The organism is Cycloclasticus zancles 78-ME (assembly GCF_000442595.1).
GTDB lineage: Bacteria > Pseudomonadota > Gammaproteobacteria > Methylococcales > Cycloclasticaceae > Cycloclasticus > Cycloclasticus pugetii.
In genome coordinates, this window is record NC_021917.1 from 265729 (window position 1) to 283835 (window position 18107).

Annotated in this window: 18 protein-coding genes; 13 read left to right on the forward strand and 5 right to left on the reverse strand. The window is 43.5% G+C overall.

Going from position 1 to position 18107, the window contains the following annotated elements; genetic code table 11:
* Window positions 1-294 precede the first annotated feature (294 nt).
* The 10 genes from CYCME_RS01330 to CYCME_RS01375 are packed head-to-tail and all read left to right on the forward strand — an operon-like array spanning window position 295 to window position 7776.
* On the forward strand, window positions 295-867 hold the full coding sequence (locus CYCME_RS01330) for a hypothetical protein (protein WP_020931902.1): 573 nt from the start codon (window positions 295-297) through the stop codon (window positions 865-867).
* A gap of 43 nt (window positions 868-910) precedes the next feature.
* The gene (gshB, locus tag CYCME_RS01335) at window positions 911-1852 is read left to right on the forward strand and encodes a glutathione synthase (RefSeq protein ID WP_016390817.1); all 942 of its coding nucleotides are present in this window, start codon (window positions 911-913) and stop codon (window positions 1850-1852) included.
* Between the two features lie 2 nt (window positions 1853-1854).
* Window positions 1855-2706 carry an energy transducer TonB gene (locus CYCME_RS01340; protein WP_041932855.1) on the forward strand — a complete coding sequence of 284 codons (852 nt, stop codon included), beginning with the start codon at window positions 1855-1857 and terminating at the stop codon, window positions 2704-2706.
* Between the two features lie 25 nt (window positions 2707-2731).
* Entirely contained in the window at window positions 2732-3295 is a 564-nt protein-coding gene (locus CYCME_RS01345) for a YqgE/AlgH family protein (RefSeq protein ID WP_041932856.1), read from the forward strand.
* On the forward strand, window positions 3295-3720 hold the full coding sequence (ruvX, locus tag CYCME_RS01350) for a Holliday junction resolvase RuvX (RefSeq protein WP_015006953.1): 426 nt from the start codon (window positions 3295-3297) through the stop codon (window positions 3718-3720). The genes CYCME_RS01345 and ruvX overlap by 1 nt, the downstream gene beginning before the upstream one ends.
* Window positions 3721-3722: 2 nt before the next feature.
* Entirely contained in the window at window positions 3723-4235 is a 513-nt protein-coding gene (gene pyrR / locus CYCME_RS01355; protein ID WP_015006952.1) for a bifunctional pyr operon transcriptional regulator/uracil phosphoribosyltransferase PyrR, read from the forward strand.
* Between the two features lie 5 nt (window positions 4236-4240).
* Window positions 4241-5254 (forward strand): aspartate carbamoyltransferase catalytic subunit, encoded by a 1014-nt coding sequence (locus CYCME_RS01360; RefSeq protein ID WP_015006951.1) that lies wholly within the window; start codon window positions 4241-4243, stop codon window positions 5252-5254.
* Window positions 5251-6522 (forward strand): dihydroorotase, encoded by a 1272-nt coding sequence (locus tag CYCME_RS01365; protein WP_016390819.1) that lies wholly within the window; start codon window positions 5251-5253, stop codon window positions 6520-6522. The genes CYCME_RS01360 and CYCME_RS01365 overlap by 4 nt, the downstream gene beginning before the upstream one ends.
* Window positions 6522-7397, forward strand: coding sequence for a dihydroorotate dehydrogenase electron transfer subunit (locus tag CYCME_RS01370; protein ID WP_015006949.1), 876 nt, complete (start codon window positions 6522-6524; stop codon window positions 7395-7397). The genes CYCME_RS01365 and CYCME_RS01370 overlap by 1 nt, the downstream gene beginning before the upstream one ends.
* Window positions 7372-7776, forward strand: coding sequence for a VanZ family protein (locus CYCME_RS01375; RefSeq protein WP_223253211.1), 405 nt, complete (start codon window positions 7372-7374; stop codon window positions 7774-7776). The genes CYCME_RS01370 and CYCME_RS01375 overlap by 26 nt, the downstream gene beginning before the upstream one ends.
* A 116-nt stretch (window positions 7777-7892) precedes the next feature.
* Here the strand turns inward: CYCME_RS01375 and CYCME_RS01380 are convergent, their stop codons facing one another.
* From CYCME_RS01380 to CYCME_RS01395, 4 genes are all read right to left on the reverse strand, one after another.
* On the reverse strand, window positions 7893-8462 hold the full coding sequence (locus CYCME_RS01380; RefSeq protein ID WP_015006947.1) for a tRNA (mnm(5)s(2)U34)-methyltransferase: 570 nt from the start codon (window positions 8460-8462) through the stop codon (window positions 7893-7895).
* Window positions 8443-9525 (reverse strand): NAD(P)/FAD-dependent oxidoreductase, encoded by a 1083-nt coding sequence (locus tag CYCME_RS01385; protein ID WP_020931906.1) that lies wholly within the window; start codon window positions 9523-9525, stop codon window positions 8443-8445. Before CYCME_RS01385 ends, CYCME_RS01380 begins: the two co-directional genes overlap by 20 nt.
* An 89-nt stretch (window positions 9526-9614) precedes the next feature.
* Window positions 9615-9848 (reverse strand): VF530 family DNA-binding protein, encoded by a 234-nt coding sequence (locus CYCME_RS01390; RefSeq protein WP_016390824.1) that lies wholly within the window; start codon window positions 9846-9848, stop codon window positions 9615-9617.
* A gap of 142 nt (window positions 9849-9990) precedes the next feature.
* The gene (locus CYCME_RS01395) at window positions 9991-11874 is read right to left on the reverse strand and encodes an ATP-binding cassette domain-containing protein (RefSeq protein WP_020931908.1); all 1884 of its coding nucleotides are present in this window, start codon (window positions 11872-11874) and stop codon (window positions 9991-9993) included.
* Between the two features lie 186 nt (window positions 11875-12060).
* Between CYCME_RS01395 and recQ the strand changes: the two genes are divergently transcribed.
* Entirely contained in the window at window positions 12061-14175 is a 2115-nt protein-coding gene (gene recQ, locus CYCME_RS01400; RefSeq protein ID WP_020931909.1) for a DNA helicase RecQ, read from the forward strand.
* Between the two features lie 15 nt (window positions 14176-14190).
* On the opposite strand, the gene CYCME_RS01405 is transcribed toward recQ, so the two are convergent.
* Window positions 14191-15747: a SulP family inorganic anion transporter gene (locus tag CYCME_RS01405; RefSeq protein ID WP_020931910.1), complete on the reverse strand. Its 1557-nt coding sequence runs from the start codon at window positions 15745-15747 to the stop codon at window positions 14191-14193.
* Between the two features lie 187 nt (window positions 15748-15934).
* On the opposite strand from CYCME_RS01405, the gene CYCME_RS01410 reads away from it, so the two are divergent.
* Complete coding sequence (locus CYCME_RS01410; protein ID WP_020931911.1) at window positions 15935-16273, forward strand: hypothetical protein; 339 nt, start codon at window positions 15935-15937, stop codon at window positions 16271-16273.
* Between the two features lie 82 nt (window positions 16274-16355).
* Window positions 16356-18071 carry a GNAT family N-acyltransferase gene (locus tag CYCME_RS01415; protein ID WP_020931912.1) on the forward strand — a complete coding sequence of 572 codons (1716 nt, stop codon included), beginning with the start codon at window positions 16356-16358 and terminating at the stop codon, window positions 18069-18071.
* Window positions 18072-18107: the final 36 nt, after the last annotated feature.

An 18107-nucleotide genomic window follows, 5' to 3' on the forward strand; every position in this document is an offset into this window, starting at 1 on the left:
ATTTTAAACCCTCTTGCTCTCACTGAAAAACTAATCAATAAAATAGAGCTTTCTACTGTGGTTGTTCGAGCCTTTTTTTAGGCGAGTTCCACAGTAGCTATTTTAATGATTAGTTTTGAAGGCACCCTTCAGGGTGAGAGCAGTGGGTGGCATTTTTCTGGTTACTCTTTTGTTGCTACTGACAAAAGAGTCACTCGCCTTTCAAGGCGAAACAGATGAAGAAATCTGGTTGTGTTTAAATGACAACGATAATTTACTATGTTTTGAGGTTGTTATTTGAATTGTAAGAATGATATGGGGAATGCTATTTTTAAATTGATGCTTAGGCAAAACCTTGGTTGTATAGCAAGGTTTCATGACTATATCGATGATGCTTTAAGAGCAACTTTAATAGATGAAGACGCGGACTCATCTGGTGTAGATAAAGCTTATTTGAGGATTAACCTAGAAAAACACTTCCCTGAAAAGCTTCGTGAAACATCTTTTCTGTTAATGTTTGGTCATCTAGAAGAAATGTTGTATTTATTATGGAGAGATAAAAACCCTCGTTCGGTTCAACAAGACGGAGGTTATGGGATAAAAAAATTCAAATCTTATATTAAAGATATATTGGGGGAGCTGGGAGATAATTCTACGTATTCAATAATAATCAATGCTCAAGAAGTTAGAAATGCTTTGTTACATATAGCTGGTAGAGTGCCTTTATCTAAACACAAAGATGCTTTGAAGCGAGTAGCTATTAGCCATCCTGACAGCTATAAAATTGAAAATGACCGTATTAGAATTGAATTGAGCGGACTACTTGAGTTTCGAAATGCAATTAGTAACTTAACAGAAGAAATTCATAACAAATCTATATGTACATGACACGTTATAATATTAGAGAAAACACTTACAAGCGGAGAGACCCATGCGTTTAGGCGTTGTAATGGACCCTATCGGGTCAATCAATATCAAAAAAGACACCACATTTGCTATGTTGCTTGAAGCGCAAAGCAGGGGCTGGGAGTTGTTTTATATGGAACAACAAGACCTGTACCTGATAAATGGTACGGCGAAGGCGACCTATAAACCATTAACTGTTCAGCGCGATGAAAAAAGTTGGTTTACATTAGGTGAGCCTATTGATGATGTTATGAGTCAAATGGATGCTATTTTAATGCGTGTTGACCCGCCTTTTAACATGAACTTTGTCTATACGACGTATGTTTTAGAACAAGCCGAATCCGATGGTGTATTGGTGGTGAATAAACCGCAGTCTTTGCGTGATGCCAATGAAAAGTTATTTACGGCATGGTTTCCAGACTGTTGCTCGCCTACCTTGGTGACTTCGCAAACTCAACGGATTAAAGACTTTTTGCTTGAGCATGAAGATATTATTGTTAAACCTTTAGATGGGATGGGCGGCGCGTCCATTTATCGACTTAAAAAAGCGGACCATAACCTTGGCGTTGTGCTGGAAACGATGACTAATCATGGAAAAGAATTGACAATGGTTCAGCGCTATCTACCTGAAATTAAGCAGGGCGATAAACGTATTTTAATTGTTAATGGTCAACCCGTACCGTACGCCTTGGCCCGTATTCCTGCCGAAGGTGAAACGCGAGGGAACTTGGCCGCTGGTGGGACAGGTGAGGGCCGAACATTAACCGATAGAGACCGTTGGTTATGTGAGCAAATTGGCCCTACGTTGGTTAAAAAGGGGCTGTTTTTTGTTGGCTTAGATGTGATTGGTGACTATGTGACGGAAATAAATGTGACAAGCCCAACGTGTGTACAAGAGTTGGACAATCAATTTGGTTTAAACATAAGTGCTTTACTGATGGATTGCATTGAGGAGCAACTAGCATAGAGGTGGCTGCTCCAGCTGCCATATCATCAGCGGATAAGCTGGGTTTAACGTTATTTATGGCGGGCATTATTCATGCCTTGGTTATTTTGGGTATTAGTTTTGATGTTGATATCTCGCGTTCCGTTAGTCAAGCACTAGAGGTTGTGTTGGTGGTATCGCCGGATAAAGAGCGGCCTGAAAAAGCTGATTTTTTAGCCCAAGAAGATCAAGTTGGTAGTGGCGAAGCGGAAGAAAAGGCAGTTAATCAACAGCAAGCAGCGTTGCAGCCGAAAAAGCAGTCAGCACAATCTGAGCATACGAAAGAGCAGCAATCGCTGGCTCAGGCTCAAAAGGCGCTCTTGCAAACTGAAGCGGATGTGGCAATTGAGGCTAGCAATAAAAAAGTGCCAAAGCAAAGCAAGGCACTAACGACGGCTGATTTATTGCGTCAAAGTGAGGAAATTGCAAAACTTCAGGCAGAAATTAATGAAGCGGTTACCAGTAATTCACGACGGCCTCGAAAATTACACATCAACTCAATTAATGCGCATAAATACAAAGCGGCCAGTTACGAAGCGGCTTGGCAACGCAAAATTGAGCGAGTGGGCAATTTGAATTATCCAGGGGAAGTGAGGCGTAAGCGTTTGTCGGGCACATTAGTAATGAGCGTTGAATTATATGCCGATGGTAATTTAAAGAAAATCATAATTAATCGCCGTTCTGGTCATAAAATTATTGATGATGCAGCAGTCAATATTGTTAAACTATCGGCACCATTTGCCCCGCTCCCTATTGATCTGCAAAAAGATATTGATATTTTGGTCATCACGAGGACCTGGCAATTTTTAAATGAAGGCTCTTTGCTAACACGCTAAAGACCACAACGATGAAACTTTATTTATGAATAAAAAAAACTATCTCACTAATAATTTTCTAATTGCAATGCCAGGAATGGAAGGTGATGACTTTTCTAAATCGGTTACCTACCTATGTCAGCATGATGAAGAAGGGGCGCTGGGTATCGTGATTAATAAACCACACACGATGACCATGAAAGCCATTTTTGATCAATTATCAATTACTGCAGTTAACCCAGCAGTAGCGGCAACGCCTTTATTTATGGGTGGTCCTGTTCAACCTGAGCGAGGGTTTGTGTTGCATACGCCGGTAGGCAAGTGGGATTCTACGTTAACGGTGAATGATGAGTTTGCGCTGACCAGCTCAAAAGATATTTTAGAAGCAATTGCCGAAGGTAAAGGGCCCGAGAAATGGATGGTTGCGCTGGGTTATGCGGGCTGGGCTGCAGGGCAATTGGAGCAGGAAATTCAGCGGAATTCTTGGTTACATGGCCAAGCTGAACCACATATTATTTTTGATGAGCCTCTCCCGCAACGCTGGGAATTGGCGGCGCATAGAATAGGTGTTGATATTAGTTTGATGAGTTCTGATGTGGGCCATTGCTAATGGCGGTATGCCTAGGTTTTGATTATGGTGTAAAAAAAATAGGTGTTGCTGTGGGTGATACACAGACACACATTGCCAATGCCTTAACAACGGTTAAAGCAGTGAGACAAAAGACCGGCTGGGACGAGTTAACAAAAATTATTGAGACCTGGCAGCCAACAAAAATGATAGTTGGTATTTCTCGCCAAGAAGATGGTAGTGATAATACAGTTACGCCAAAAATGGAGCGGTTTTCTAGACAGTTAGAAGGGCGGTATCAATGCCCCGTTGAATTATTTGATGAGGCGCTGACAACATTTGAAGCAAAACAAATATTGTTTGATGAGGTTCAGGTGAGTGCCGATAAGTTATGGGAAGTTCAAGACCAAGTCGCTGCGCAGTTGATTTTACAAAGCTGGTTAAACACACAACAACACAAGCAATAAGTATGGATACAGAGTTAAAAGCTATTGATATTGATGCCATCATAAACACAATGGCAGATGAGTTGGCACAAATGATGGAGCGCAAGCAAATAGTTGAGCCACTGATGATAGGGGTGCATACCGGCGGGTTATGGGTGGCAGAAAAGTTACATCAGAAACTAGGGTTGAATAAACCGCTTGGTGAAATTGATATTTCATTCTACCGGGATGACTTTTCACGCATAGGCTTAAATCCACAGGTTAAGCCAAGTAATATCCCTGCTAAGGTTGAAAACGAGCACATTATCTTGGTGGATGATGTGCTCTATACAGGTCGAACGATCCGTGCAGCATTAAATGAAATTTTTGATTACGGTCGCCCTGATAGTGTTACGTTGGCGGTTTTAGTAGACCGTGGGGCTAGAGAATTGCCGCTTCATGCAGATATAGTCGGTGTGAAACTGGATTTGTTACCTGAAAAGCAGGTAAAATTGATCGGCCCGGCGCCTTTAGCGCTAGAAACTAACCGGAATTGACTGATATGAGCTCTAGCAAGCAACCTGCTAGTACGTCCTTCAAAGCACCCGATAGTTCCCGTTTACAACTTGATGAACAGGGACAACTCCGCCACTTTCTAACCACCGAGGGTCTTTCTAAAGAAACCCTGATAGAGATTATGGATGTCGCCGAGTCATTCTCGAGCGTAGGTCATCAGGCGGTAAAAAAAGTCCCCGTACTGCGTGGAAAAACGATTGTTAATTTGTTTTTTGAAAACAGCACGCGAACACGTACGACGTTTGATTTAGCTGCAAAACGCTTATCTGCGGATGTGATTAATTTAAATATAGCAACGTCTGCAACCTCTAAAGGCGAAAGTATTCTCGACACGATTCGTAATTTAGAAGCGATGCAGGCCGATATGTTTGTGGTGAGGCACTCCGATAGTGGCGCGGCACATTTTATCGCGCGACATGTAGAGCCACATGTCAGCGTTATTAATGCTGGCGATGGAAGCCACGCACATCCCACTCAGGCGATGCTCGACATGTTTACTATTCGTCGAGTAAAGAAGGAGTTTAAGCATTTGAAAGTTGCCATTATTGGCGATATCTTGCATTCACGAGTTGCTCGCTCGCAAATTCATGCGCTTAATACGCTAGAGGTTAAAGAGGTGCGAGTTATTGCTCCGAAGACGTTGTTACCGAGTGATGTTAATTCATTAGGTGTGCACGTGTATGGCGATTTACGTACAGGGCTTGATGATGTAGATGTGGTGATCATGCTGCGTTTGCAACGTGAACGAATGGGCGCTGCACTCTTACCCAGTGAGCACGAGTATTTTGAGTGTTTTGGCCTGACGGAAGAAAAGTTGGCGTATGCCAAGCCGGATGTCACCGTGATGCACCCAGGGCCGATTAATCGTGGCGTGGAAATGGAAGCTGCCGTTGCTGATGGTGCCAATTCGGTTATTTTGCAGCAAGTGACGAATGGCATTGCTATCCGCATGGCGGTGATGACACTTACGCTGGGTCAAAATAAGGTAGTTAAGGGATGAATATACACATCAAAAATGGCCGAGTCGTTGACCCAGCTAATGCCTGTGATGCAGTTAAGGATGTCTATATTGCCAACGGTCAAATTCAATCGGTGGGTGAGAAGCCAGCGGGCTTTGTTGCACAACAGAGTATAGATGCCAGCAATAAATGGGTGTTACCGGGCTTTGTAGATTTAAATGCCAGTCTAAGAGAGCCGGGTTATGAACATAAGGCAACAATACAGAGCGAAACAAAAGCTGCTGTATCGGCCGGCTATACCTCAATTTGTTGCTTGCCAGATACCCAGCCAGTATTAGATACCCCTTCTGTTGTGCAACTGATTTTGGACAAAGCGGCCTTGGCTGGTTCGGCAAAAGTACTGCCATTAGGCGCTTTAACGGTTGGGCTACAAGGTAAGGCGCTGAGTGAAATGTATGCCTTGAAAAAAGCAGGTTGTGTTGCCGTAAGCCAAGCACCCAATAATACGATTGATAACCAAATATTAAGGCGTGCTTTACAGTATGCCAGTACCCATGACCTGCTGGTGATACTCAAACCAGAAGATATATCGATTAAAGATGATGGTTGTATTCATGATGGCTCGGTGAGTTCTAAATTGGGTTTATCGGGCATCCCTGTTTCAGCAGAAACAGTAGCTATCGCACAGATGATTGAATTAGCCGAAGAAACGGGTGCGAGAATTCATTTAACGGGCGTGTCTTCAGCAAGGGCTGTGACGATGATTGCAAGAGCGCAGGCTACTAATGATGCCATTTCGGCAGATGTACATGCATACCAATTAAGCTTAACTGAATTTGATGTGGGTACGTTTGACGCAAACTATCATACTTCACCACCACTGCGTTCAGTAGAAGACAGAGATGCGTTAGTGGCGGGTGTTGCAAAAGGAATATTGAGTGTTAGCTCAGGTCATCGACCGCATGAGGCAGAAGCTAAACAAGCCCCCTTCCCATCAACTGAGCCAGGCATTTCAAGTTTAGAAACGGTGTTACCATTAATGCTGACACTGGTAGATGAGGGAATATTGGATTTATCTCAAATGGTGAGTCGTTTAACGGATGGGCCATCAGTGACACTGGGGCTGGCAACAGGGCGTCTGTCGGAAGGCGCTCCAGCAGACCTGTGTATTGTTGACCCTGATAAAACTTGGCTAGTTGATGAGGAACATTGGTTTAGCCAAGGAATAAACACGCCTTACCTTGGGCATCAAATGAAAGGCAAAGTAACGCATACACTGGTTAATGGCCACTTAGTTTTCGAGGAATAATGCAAGAAAATACACGAAACACCATTTTTTTAGAAGATGCTGAAATTTTGGCGCAACAGGCGTTTGAACAAGAGCAATACGTTTTACGCGTGAAGGCGCCTAAGTGTGCAGCCTCAGCACAGCCAGGACAGTTTGCACACATTCAATGTGACCCCCAACGTTTAATGCGTCGCCCATTATCAATTATGCGTGCTTGCGCTTCAGAAGGTTGGGTTGAGTTTTTATATAAGGCGGTGGGTGCTGGGACAGAATTGCTCGCAAAACGCGCAGTGGGTGAGACAATTAACGTGATGGGGCCAATTGGTCGACCATTTGAGTTAAACACCAACAAACCTAGGGCCTTGCTGTTGGGTGGTGGCGTCGGTATTCCTCCCATGATTTGTTTATCAGAGTATATAAAAGACAATCAAACTGAGATAACACCGGTTGTTTTTATGGGCTCAGAAGTTCCTTTTCCGTTTCAAAGAAAGGCATCGGCATTGGCGCTTGATGGTATTGAAGCAAGCGTTAGTGATGGTTTACCATTATTAGAAGAGTGGGGGATTCCCAGCCGTTTAGCCAGTTTGCAAAATTATGATGGTGTTTATCAAGGTTACATTACCGACCTAGCACGCGATTGGCTGAATGCCCTTAGTGAAGCACAGCGGCAACAGGTAGAGATATATTCCTGTGGCCCCACGCCGATGTTAAAAGCAGTGGCTGCATTGGCCAAAGAATTTAATATTTCATGCCAAGTGTCGCTTGAAGAATATATGGCATGCGCCGTTGGTGGTTGTGCCGGTTGTGTTGTTAAGGTGAAGACAAAAGAGGGTGAGGCGATGAAACGAGTCTGTGTCGATGGCCCCGTGTTTGAAGCCAGTACGGTATTCGCCTAACGTGAAAGGCGTTTGCTTGGCTTTGTTGGTGGGCTATTGTGGGCTTATTTTTTACTTATCCCATCAGTCAGCGTTACCAACGCCAGTGCTATTTGCACATCAAGATAAGGTTTTTCATGCAATTGCCTATGCTGTTTTAGGTTTCTTTGCGTTAGCTTATTTCACCCAAGTAATCAAAAACGAACAACGAGCGCTCATTGTGGCCTTTATTTTTTCAGCGCTCTATGCGGCCAGTGATGAATGGCATCAGTCATTTATATCAGGGCGTGAGTCGGATTTGTATGATTGGTTTGCTGATATCTTAGGGGCCGGTTTGTCCTTGCTAATCGTTACTCGGTGGTGCTTTTTTAAGGTGAAACCAAGCGGGCGAAATCCCTAAGGATAATAGCTTGGCTAAAGTAGATAAGGCTTGGAAAATACTAAAACCCACTGAAAGATAATAAAAAGAACCGTGTAGAAAGGCGACGCGTGTCTTAAACGTTATGGCATGATTAATTACAGGTGCTCTATCAAAATAAGTTCTGGTGGGCTATTTTTTGTTGCGCTAGGTATTTGAATAGTCACCTCGTATTGTTTTTTTGGCAGTGTCTTCGCCCAACTTTTTACAGACTCAGTTTCCTCTCGACCACCAGTATGTCCTGTGTAAGCCAGTATAGAAATAATACCTGGCTGTGCCAATAGGGCAATCGCTGACTCTAATGCCTGAAGCGTAGAGTTTGGCGTCGTTTGCAGTAATTTATCACTACCCGGTAAATAGCCTAAATTAAACATCGCACAACGAATCGAATGAACATCGTCCTTCGTTAAGTAAGCTGATAATTGTGAGTGATCATCTTGTATCAGGCAAACCCGGTGTAATAGTTTTTCTTTGCTTAGCCGTTGCTCTGTTGTGTGCAAAGCGGCGGCTTGTAAGTCGAACGAGTAGACTTTTCCTGCCTCACCAATTTGCTTGGCTAAAAAGAGCGTATCAAAGCCATTACCCATTGTGGCATCAACGGCAATATCGCCCTCTGAAAGATAATTCGCAATATTGTTATGTGCTTGGTTAACGAGTGAAATAGTCATGTGTATACCTATTAATATCAGCGGATGTTGGTAACGGCTCAGCGTGAGTTAAGTAACGTAAAAAGCGTTCTGCATGCCACGGAATGAGGAGTGAGCCCTTGGAGCCGAAACCGTTAAAAACGAGTAAGTTAGACTGCTCAGGATGCTGGCCTAAAAAGGGTTGTTTGTCGCGGGTACCAGGGCGAATACCAACGTTGTGTTCTAGTCGTTGAGCTTGCCTTAAGTGCGGAAAATACGGGTAACAGGCATCGAGTAAATCAAGAGCAGCTTTTTCGTTAGGTTTCTCATCCAGTGGTTGCCATTGCCAACTGGCCCCCAATTTGAGTTGCCCGTTAGCAAGGGGCAGTAACCATTTGCCAAACTGCACAATTTCATTTGGCAAAGGCTGATCTGTTTTCAGGGTTAAAATATCACCTTGTACAGGCTGCAAAGGAAGCCATGAAAACCATGGGTTATATTGTAAGTGATAGCCATCACAAAAAATTATTTTATCGGCAGTGTGGTCATGCCATTCAACTGATGATGAACTGATGTTAAGTTCACTCAAGTCAATTTGTGCCTTGATGAAGCAGCCTTGATGCAGGAAAAAATCACGCAAATGATCGAGTAAAGCAACAGTATCAAGGTAAGCACATTGCTGTTGCTTGAAACCACCCAAGGATGTTTCTTTTAGGTATTTTTTATCTTTTGCATTGAAACGTTCAGCCAAGAAAGGTGCATACTCAGCCTGATTTTTTCGCTTGTTCCACTGGTTTAGCTCAGCCTCTGATTGGAATAGGCGAACCTGTTCCCTTTCATGCAGAAAGGTGAGACCAAAGAAATTAGCCAGTTCTGCATAAAGTTCCTTTGCTGCTGTAAGGTATTGTTCGACATGGTCAGTTTTAACTAACCTTTTGCCCGTTACCGGGTTAATTAAGCCAGCCGCGGTGCGCGATGCGGTGTGCGTAAGGCAAGGGTCAAGGAGTAAAACAGAGTGACCTTGTTGAATAAGTCGCCAGCCCAACAAGCTACCGGCTAGCCCTTGGCCAATAATCAGGAATTCAACTTTTTTCTTAGGGGTCAATTTAGCCTTTTTTAAACTTGAATAGTGTCAGCGGTGCCTACCTTTCAATTAGGCTGGAATGGGCGGCTATTTGCAGTATCTAATAGGAATTATTTTTTCCAAACGCTATTTTGTGTTGCAAGGTAAAGCGTCTCCACTTTTTTCCTAGCCCAAGGTGTTTTGCGAAGAAACTTAAGGCTAGATTTAACAGATGGATCACTGATGAAACAACGAATGTTTATTTGCTGGCCTAAACTCTCCCAGCCATAATGTTCAACAAGGCTAGTAACAATCGCCTCAAGTGTAAGGCCGTGTAGAGGGTCTTTGTTAGTTTTTTCGCTCATTCCAATGTTGTCCATTCACGTAATAGGTGCTGATGTTACGCATTTGTAAGCGTTAATCAAGCGTGCCCAATATAAAATTGAGGCTTATTATGGTTAGTTAACTGTTTTTTCGGTCACAAACTGGGCTAGGCTCTTTAACTGATTATATAAGCTCTTCGAGCGCTTCTTGTGCCGTCAGCCAAGCCTCTTCGGTTTTGGCTAGTTGCTCATCAATGCTGTTCTTTTCATTAATAATGTCAGCTAATTGTTGCTTCTTATCTTGATGGTATAAATCGCTATCAGCCAGTTTGGCTTCAAGCTGTTGTTGTTTCTCCTGTAATTTATCGAGTTGTTTTTCTGCTTTTCTTAGGGCGTCGCGTAGTGGTTTTTGCTGTTGCCTGTTATTTGCCTGTTGTTGTTTTTGTTCTTTACGAGCATTAACGCTTTTATCGCTAGAGGGGGCGCTGTCATTTTCTTTGGCTTGATTTTTTACCCAGTCGGCGTAGTCATCTAAGTCGCCATCAAAGGGTGTTATTTTGCCGGTAGAGACGAGTAAAAACTGATCAGTGATAGTGCGAAGCAAGTGTCGATCATGGGAAACAATAATCATTGCGCCACTAAATTCTTGTAAGGAGGCACTTAAGGCATGGCGCATTTCTATATCTAAATGGTTGGTCGGTTCATCAAGTAATAATAAATTAGGTTTTTGATAAACCAGAAGTGCGAGGGCTAGCCTTGCTTTTTCGCCTCCAGAAAAGGGCGCGATGGCTTCTAGAGTTTTGTCACCATGAAAGCCGAAACCACCAAGAAAGTTTCTTAAATCACGTTCGGTGGTTTTTTTATCTAATCGCTGCAAATGCAATAAGGGTGATGCATTAGGATCTAATTGCTCTAACTGGTGCTGTGCGAAATAACCAACTTTAAGGCTTTCGGCACATTCAATGCTGCCGCTTGTTGGCTTGTTTTCTTCTGCGAGAAGCTTAATTAATGTCGATTTACCGGCGCCGTTTGGGCCTAATAATGCAAGGCGATCACCGGGTTTTATAGACAGAGACACATTATTTAAAATGACATTGTCGCTGTAGGCCAGTGTTGTCTTTTCAACTTTGATCAGTGGGTTTGAGACTCGTTCAGGCTTGAAAAACGCAAAGTGAAAAGGAGAGTCAATGTGTGCGGCAGAAATCAATTCCATCCGCTCCAGTGCTTTTAAGCGACTTTGTGCTTGTTTGGCTTTGGTAGCTTTCGCTTTAAACCGATCAACATAACTTTGAATATGTGCGCGTTCTTTTTGTTGTCGTTCAAAATTAGATTGTTGCTGCGCCAAGCGTTCAGCCCTAGCGCGTTCAAATTGAGAATAATTGCCGCTATAAAGCATCGCACTTTGTTGCTCAATATGTAGAATATTGCCGACAACGGCGTCTAAAAAGTCCCTATCGTGCGAAATAAGTAACAGGGTTCCAGCATAACTTTGTAACCACTCTTGTAGCCAAATAACGGCATCTAAGTCTAAGTGATTGGTTGGCTCGTCCAACAATAGCAGATCGGAGCGGCACATGAGCGCCTTTGCAAGGTTTAAACGTACGCGCCAGCCACCCGAAAAGCTGGTAACAGGGTTGTTTAAATCGGTGGCTTTAAAGCCCAGTCCATTCATTAAAATAGCTGCCCGCGAGTTGGCGGTGTAGCCTTGAATGGTTTCTAGTTCAGCATACAGCTCGGCGGCACGGTGGCCGTCGTGTTGTTCTTCTGCTTGGGCTATTTTTTGCTGAATATCGCGGAGTTCTTTATCGCCATCGATCACAAATTCAATAGCCGCTTGCTCAGTGGCGGTCAACTCTTGGGCAACGTGGGCAATCACAAAACCCGATTGAATAGAAAAATCACCGCTATCGGGCTGGAGACTATCTAACACCATCGCAAATAAACTGGACTTACCACAGCCATTGGCACCGCTAATGCCAACGCGCTGACCTGCGTGCACGGTAAAGGAAACATTCTCGAATAATACTTTAGTTCCTCGGCGGAGCGATACGTTGCTTAACTTCAACATGTTTTGGGTCGTACAGATGGGAAAGATGGCATTATACCTAAAGCCTGAGAGCGCTGCTTAAACGACAAGTAAGCACCGCCTAATTTGCTTCTGGTATTGATAATGTCATTGAATGTGAGCCGATTCGTTTAGCTGCGGATAGGCTTGTTTATGCGATAATTATATTTTTTATTAGCCCTTGAATTGATGAATCGCGCGCAATCTATTTTACAGTCAACGTTTGGTTACGACGCTTTTCGTGAGCCACAAGGTGAGATTATTCATGAGTTAGAGCAAGGGCGCGATGCCTTTGTGCTGATGCCCACTGGCGGCGGTAAGTCGCTGTGCTACCAAATTCCAGCCTTATTGCGTGATGGCACTGCGATTATTGTATCGCCATTGATTGCGCTGATGCAGGATCAGGTGGATGCGCTTAATCAACTGGGTATTAAAGCAGCCTATTTAAACTCAACACTCGATGTCGCTGAGGCGCGAGAAGTGGAGGCGCAATTATTAAATGGCGCTTTAGATTTATTGTATGTAGCGCCAGAAAGGTTGTTGAACCCTATTATGCTGTCGTTGTTGGAGCGCTGCCATATTGCCTTGTTTGCGATTGATGAGGCGCATTGTGTATCGCAATGGGGGCATGACTTTAGGCCAGAATATCAAAAGTTACGTGTGCTGCATGAGCGTTTTCCACAAGTGCCGCGTATTGCATTAACCGCCACAGCTGATCAACGTACGCGCGATGAAATTATTGCGCAATTACAACTTGAAGGGGCGCGGGTATTCATCAATAGTTTTGATCGGCCGAATATTCACTATGCTATTTCTGAAGGTAATAACCCGAAATTACGGTTGTGGCGCTTTATACAGGAAAATCATGCGCAAGATGCAGGCATTGTGTATTGCCTATCACGCAAGAAAGTAGAAGCGACTGCCGAATGGTTAACAGAACAAGGGCGTATCGCATTGCCTTATCACGCGGGCTTATCGCAAGAGCTTAGGCAAAAAAACCAACAGCGTTTTTTACGCGATGAAGGGGTGATTATTGTCGCTACAATCGCCTTTGGTATGGGCATAGATAAGCCGGATGTACGTTTTGTAGCGCACTTACGTTTACCAAAAAGTATTGAGGCGTATTATCAAGAAACCGGTCGTGCAGGCCGTGATGGCGAGCCTGCAAATGCCTGGATGGCGTATGGCTTGCAAGATGTATTGACGCTGCGACAATTTATGCAAAACTCCAATGCCGATGAGGCGCATAAACGTGTTGAGCATAATAAATTAGAATCTATGCTGGGGCTTTGCGAGCTGATTGCTTGTCGGCGGCAAGCCTTGCTAGGCTACTTTGATGAGCGGTTAGAACAGCCATGTGGTGCCTGTGATAATTGCACAACACCGCCTGAAAAATGGGATGGTTCTGAAGCGGCGCAAAAGATTTTATCGAGCATTTATCGTACAGGGCAACGCTTTGGCGTTAATTATATTATTGATGTCTTAATGGGTAAGGCCGATGAGCGTATTCGGCAAAACCAGCACGAGCAGTTAAGTACCTTTGGCATTGGTAAAGAATTCTCAACGATGGAATGGCGAACTATTTTTAGGCAGTTGATAGCGCTTGGCTTTATTAATGTTGAAGCAGAAAGCCATGGCTCGCTAACACTGACAGAAAAATGCCGACCAGTGTTACGCGGTGAACAAAAACTGGCGCTAAGAAAGCAAACAAAAGAAGAAAAGCTGACAACAGAAAAAAAGAAGAAAAGCCCTGTTCGCCCACAAGACGAGCCGTTATGGGACGCTTTACGAGCTTTGAGAACGCAACTAGCGGAAGACAGTGGTGTGCCGCCCTATGTCATTTTTCATGATGCAACCTTAATGGAAATGATTAAAAAGCGCCCGGTTGAGATTGGCGATATGCGGTATATCAGTGGCGTGGGTGATCAAAAAATAAAGCGTTATGGCCAGGTTTTTTTGGCAGAAATTGCAAAGTACCCGTTAGCAGAATTATTGAATAATCGGCTTAGCGCAACGGTTAATGAGACGCTCATGTTGTATCAAGAGGGTTTAGATATAAAGGCGATTGCAACACAGCGCGATATGAAAGAAAACACGGTATATGGACATTTAGCCGATGCAATTGAAGTAGGGCTACTGGATGTCAAAGAGGTACTCGATTTAGACGACAGTGAATATCAAGAAATCATCATGACTATAGAGTCTTTGGAAGATGAGTCAAAAGGCCGCATTAAACCTATCTATGAGGCCTTGGATGAAGAGTATGAATACGGCATTATTAAATGCGTTCAAGCCTCTATGTAAGGCAGGCTAACATTGTTAGCCTAGTTCATCATCAGCAATTGAATATTTTGGGTCTTCAATCACGTTAACTTCAATTAGCTTTCTAGCCTTGTGTAATAATTTGATGCACTCTGGGCTTAAATGACGTAAATGCAGTGTTTTGCCTTGCTTCATATACCGCTCTGCCAAGGCGTCAATGGCTTCAATGCCTGAATGGTCAGACACGCGTGAACGTGCAAAATCAACAATCACTTCTTGTGGGTCGTTAATGGGGTCAAACTGATCACGAAAGTGGTGGATTGAAGCGAAAAAGAGTGGTCCAGTTGGCTTATAGATCTTAACGCCATCTTTTTCTTCAATATCAAAGTGCATGTTTTTGGCATGTTTCCAAGCAAACACTAAGGTAGACATTAAGACTCCCACGACAACCGCAATAGCTAAATCAGTTAGCACGGTAACAACCGCAACAGTAATACCCACAAGCGTATCGGAAGTTGGGATGCGGCCCAATAAGCGGAAGCTGGCCCATTCAAATGTACCCAGTACCACCATAAACATCACGCCGACTAACGCGGCAACGGGGATCATTTCAATCAGTGATGAGCCAACTAAAATAAAGGCGAGTAAGAATAGCGCAGCAGAAATGCCTGAGGCGCGTCCACGGCCGCCAGAATTAATATTGATCATGCTTTGACCAATCATCGCGCAGCCACCCATACCACCAAAAAAACCGGTAGCCACATTGGCAACGCCTTGACCAATGCATTCTTTATTTCCACGGCCACGTGTCTCAGTTATCTCATCAATCAGAGTTAAGGTTAATAAAGACTCAATTAAACCAATGGCAGCAAGAATCAGCGCATAAGGGAAAATAATTTTCAGCGTTTCAAGATTTAGCGGCACGCTAGGGAAATGGAATTGCGGTAAGCCGCCAGCAATAGTCGCCACCGGATCGCCAGTCATATCGACAAGCACATCTTGAACGGTACGTAAGTCCATATCTAAGCCAATAGAAATGGCAACGATGGTTAAGATCGCAGCCAATGATGATGGAATGGCCTTCGTTAATTTGGGTAAGAAATAGATAATGGCCATGGTCAGCGCCACCATGCCTAACATTAATGTCATCTGCTCACCTTGTAGCCAAGCAAGCTCGCCGGTGACCGGATCAAGGAATTGAAATTGTTGCAGCTGAGCCATAAAAATAACAATCGCTAAACCATTCACAAAGCCTAACATCACAGGGTGTGGCACTAAGCGAATGAATTTTCCTAAGCGAAAAACTCCAGCCAGCACTTGTAAAACACCCATTAAGACAACGGTTGCAAATAGATATTCAACCCCATGAGTTGCCACCAAGCTCACCATAACAACAGCCAGTGCGCCGGTTGCGCCAGAAATCATTCCCGGACGACCACCAATAGCGGCGGTAATTAAGCCAACCATAAAGGCGGCATATAAACCGACCAAGGGTTCAACGCCTGCTACAAAAGCAAAGGCAACGGCTTCGGGTACAAGGGCTAGTGCAACGGTAAGGCCAGAAAGCAGGTCGCTTTTCAGGCTCTGAGAGCGAGAAAGAAGAAGTTGGAACATGAGTATGATATCAATTTAATTGGAGGCTTAACGTATCGCGTTAAGTTGTCGCTTCAGTATAGCAGAATATGTGCATTTGCAGCATTCATTAAAGCTTCATCCGGCTGTTATAAAAAGTTCATAAACAACGATTAGCCTGTCGATAAATTTAACCAACGAGTAGTTATATTCACTAGGAGATAGCCGCATGAAAACGCTTGAAGAGCTGATGGCCCCCGTTAAGCAGTTAACTGAATTAAATCGGATGAAAATGGAAAAGGCTGTGGAGGCAGGGTACGCCAAGGCAAAGGAATACAAAGTATTAACTGAAAAACGTGTTGAAGCGGCAAGGGGTATCAAAGATGCTGCTAGCTGCAACGAATTTATGATGGAGCAGATTGGATATGCGAGCAGTAGCATGGAGAAAATGCTACTTGATAGCAAAGCCTTTTTGACTGAAGCAATATCGTACAACAACGATGTCATGAAGTTGCTGCAAAGCACTGAAGCTAGGAAAAGTATAGAGAGCGATTTAAAAGCCAGCTAAATAGGTGGTTTTTCCTACTTGAGCCATCTTTTTAAAAGCTGGCTTTAAGAGCTAAGTAAAACATAAAGAACTATTGGATAGCATGCTGAATATTGAGCAAACCTTAGAGCAAAAAATCCCCAGTTTTGAGCAACGTGGATCATGGATAAAAAAACCAACGGTTGGTTTTTTAAAAAAACTGATGCATGAAAATGAAGTGAATCAATTCCTAGAAGATCATCAAGATGACGAGGGGTTTGATTTTATTGATCAAGTATTTGCATTTTTTAACTTTAGTTACTCAGCATCACACAGTGACAGGGCTAATATCCCCGCCAGTGGCCGCGTAATTATTGTTGCTAATCACCCACTGGGTGCGCTCGATGGATTATCGCTGTTAAAGCTTGTTGGTGAGGTGCGCCGCGATGTAAAAATAGTGGTTAATGACATGTTAATGGAGTTTAAGGCGCTAGACAGTCTATTATTACCCGTTGATAATTTAAGAAAATCAACGCAAAAGAGTAGTATTTCGCGTATTTTGCAGAGTTTAAATAATGAAGAAGCCGTTATTATTTTTCCTGCAGGCGAAGTGTCAAGAATGAGACCGAACGGAGTACGTGACGGAAAATGGTCGAGCGGATTCTTAAGTTTTGCTAAGAAAACCCAAGCTCCTATTTTGCCAATTTACGTTAAGGCGCGGAACTCATCTCTTTTTTATAGCAGTTCAATGTTCTACAAGCCTTTATCAAGCATGTTGTTAGCGCATGAGGTTTTTAATAAAAACTCGAAAACGATAAGCTTCAAGGTGGGTGCTCCTATCTCATACCGTTTTATAGATAGTTTGCCATTAAAACGTAAAGAAATTGCGCGATTGGTTCGTCGCCATGCTTACTTGCTAGGTAAAGGAAAAAAGAGCCTGTTGGAAACAGAACAGACCATTATTCACCCGCGTGATCGAAAGGCCCTAAAAAATGAGCTAAAAGAGGCGGAGTTACTGGGCGAAACAGCCGATGAAAAGAAAATATACCTGTTTGATTATCGACCGGACTCTGCGGTCATGAATGAAATTGGGCGCTTAAGGGAAATGACTTTTCGGCGTGTCGGTGAAGGCACAGGCAAAAGCCGAGATCTTGATCGGTATGATAAGCATTATCGCCATATTATTTTGTGGGATGAGCAAGAACTTGAAATTGTAGGCTCTTACCGACTTGCTGAAGTAAAACGCTTAATGGATTTAGACAAGGGTCGAGGCATTTATAGCCAAGAACTTTTTGACTATAACATGCAGAAAGTTGCTCCTTATTTTGAACAGGGTATAGAACTTGGCCGTAGTTTTGTCAGCCCTAAGTATTGGGGTAAACGCAGCTTAGACCACTTATGGTATGGCATTGGCGCCTACCTTAGGAAGTACCCATCAACACGCTACTTATTTGGCCCTGTTAGCTTAAGTGATGCTTACCCTGAACTAGCTAAAGCGTTGATTGTGACGTTCTATCAGCATTACTTTCCTGATGCCGATTGCTTAGCCACCTCTCGAACGCCCTATATTATGAGGCCAGAAATAAAAAAGCAGGTGGCAAATGTGCTGACTGGCAATAATCAAAGTGACGACTTTAGAGTCATGAAAGAACACTTAGCGCATATGAATGTCACCGTACCAACCTTATACAAGCAATACGCCGATTTATGTGATGAAGGCGGTGTTCGCTACATTGATTTTAATGTAGATGCGAACTTTGGACACTGTATAGATGGGCTGATCATGACCGATATGCATAAACTAAAAGCTAAAAAGCGTTTACGTTATGTAGGCGGTTAATGCTACTAACCGCTCTACAAGAGTAGACATCCGTTT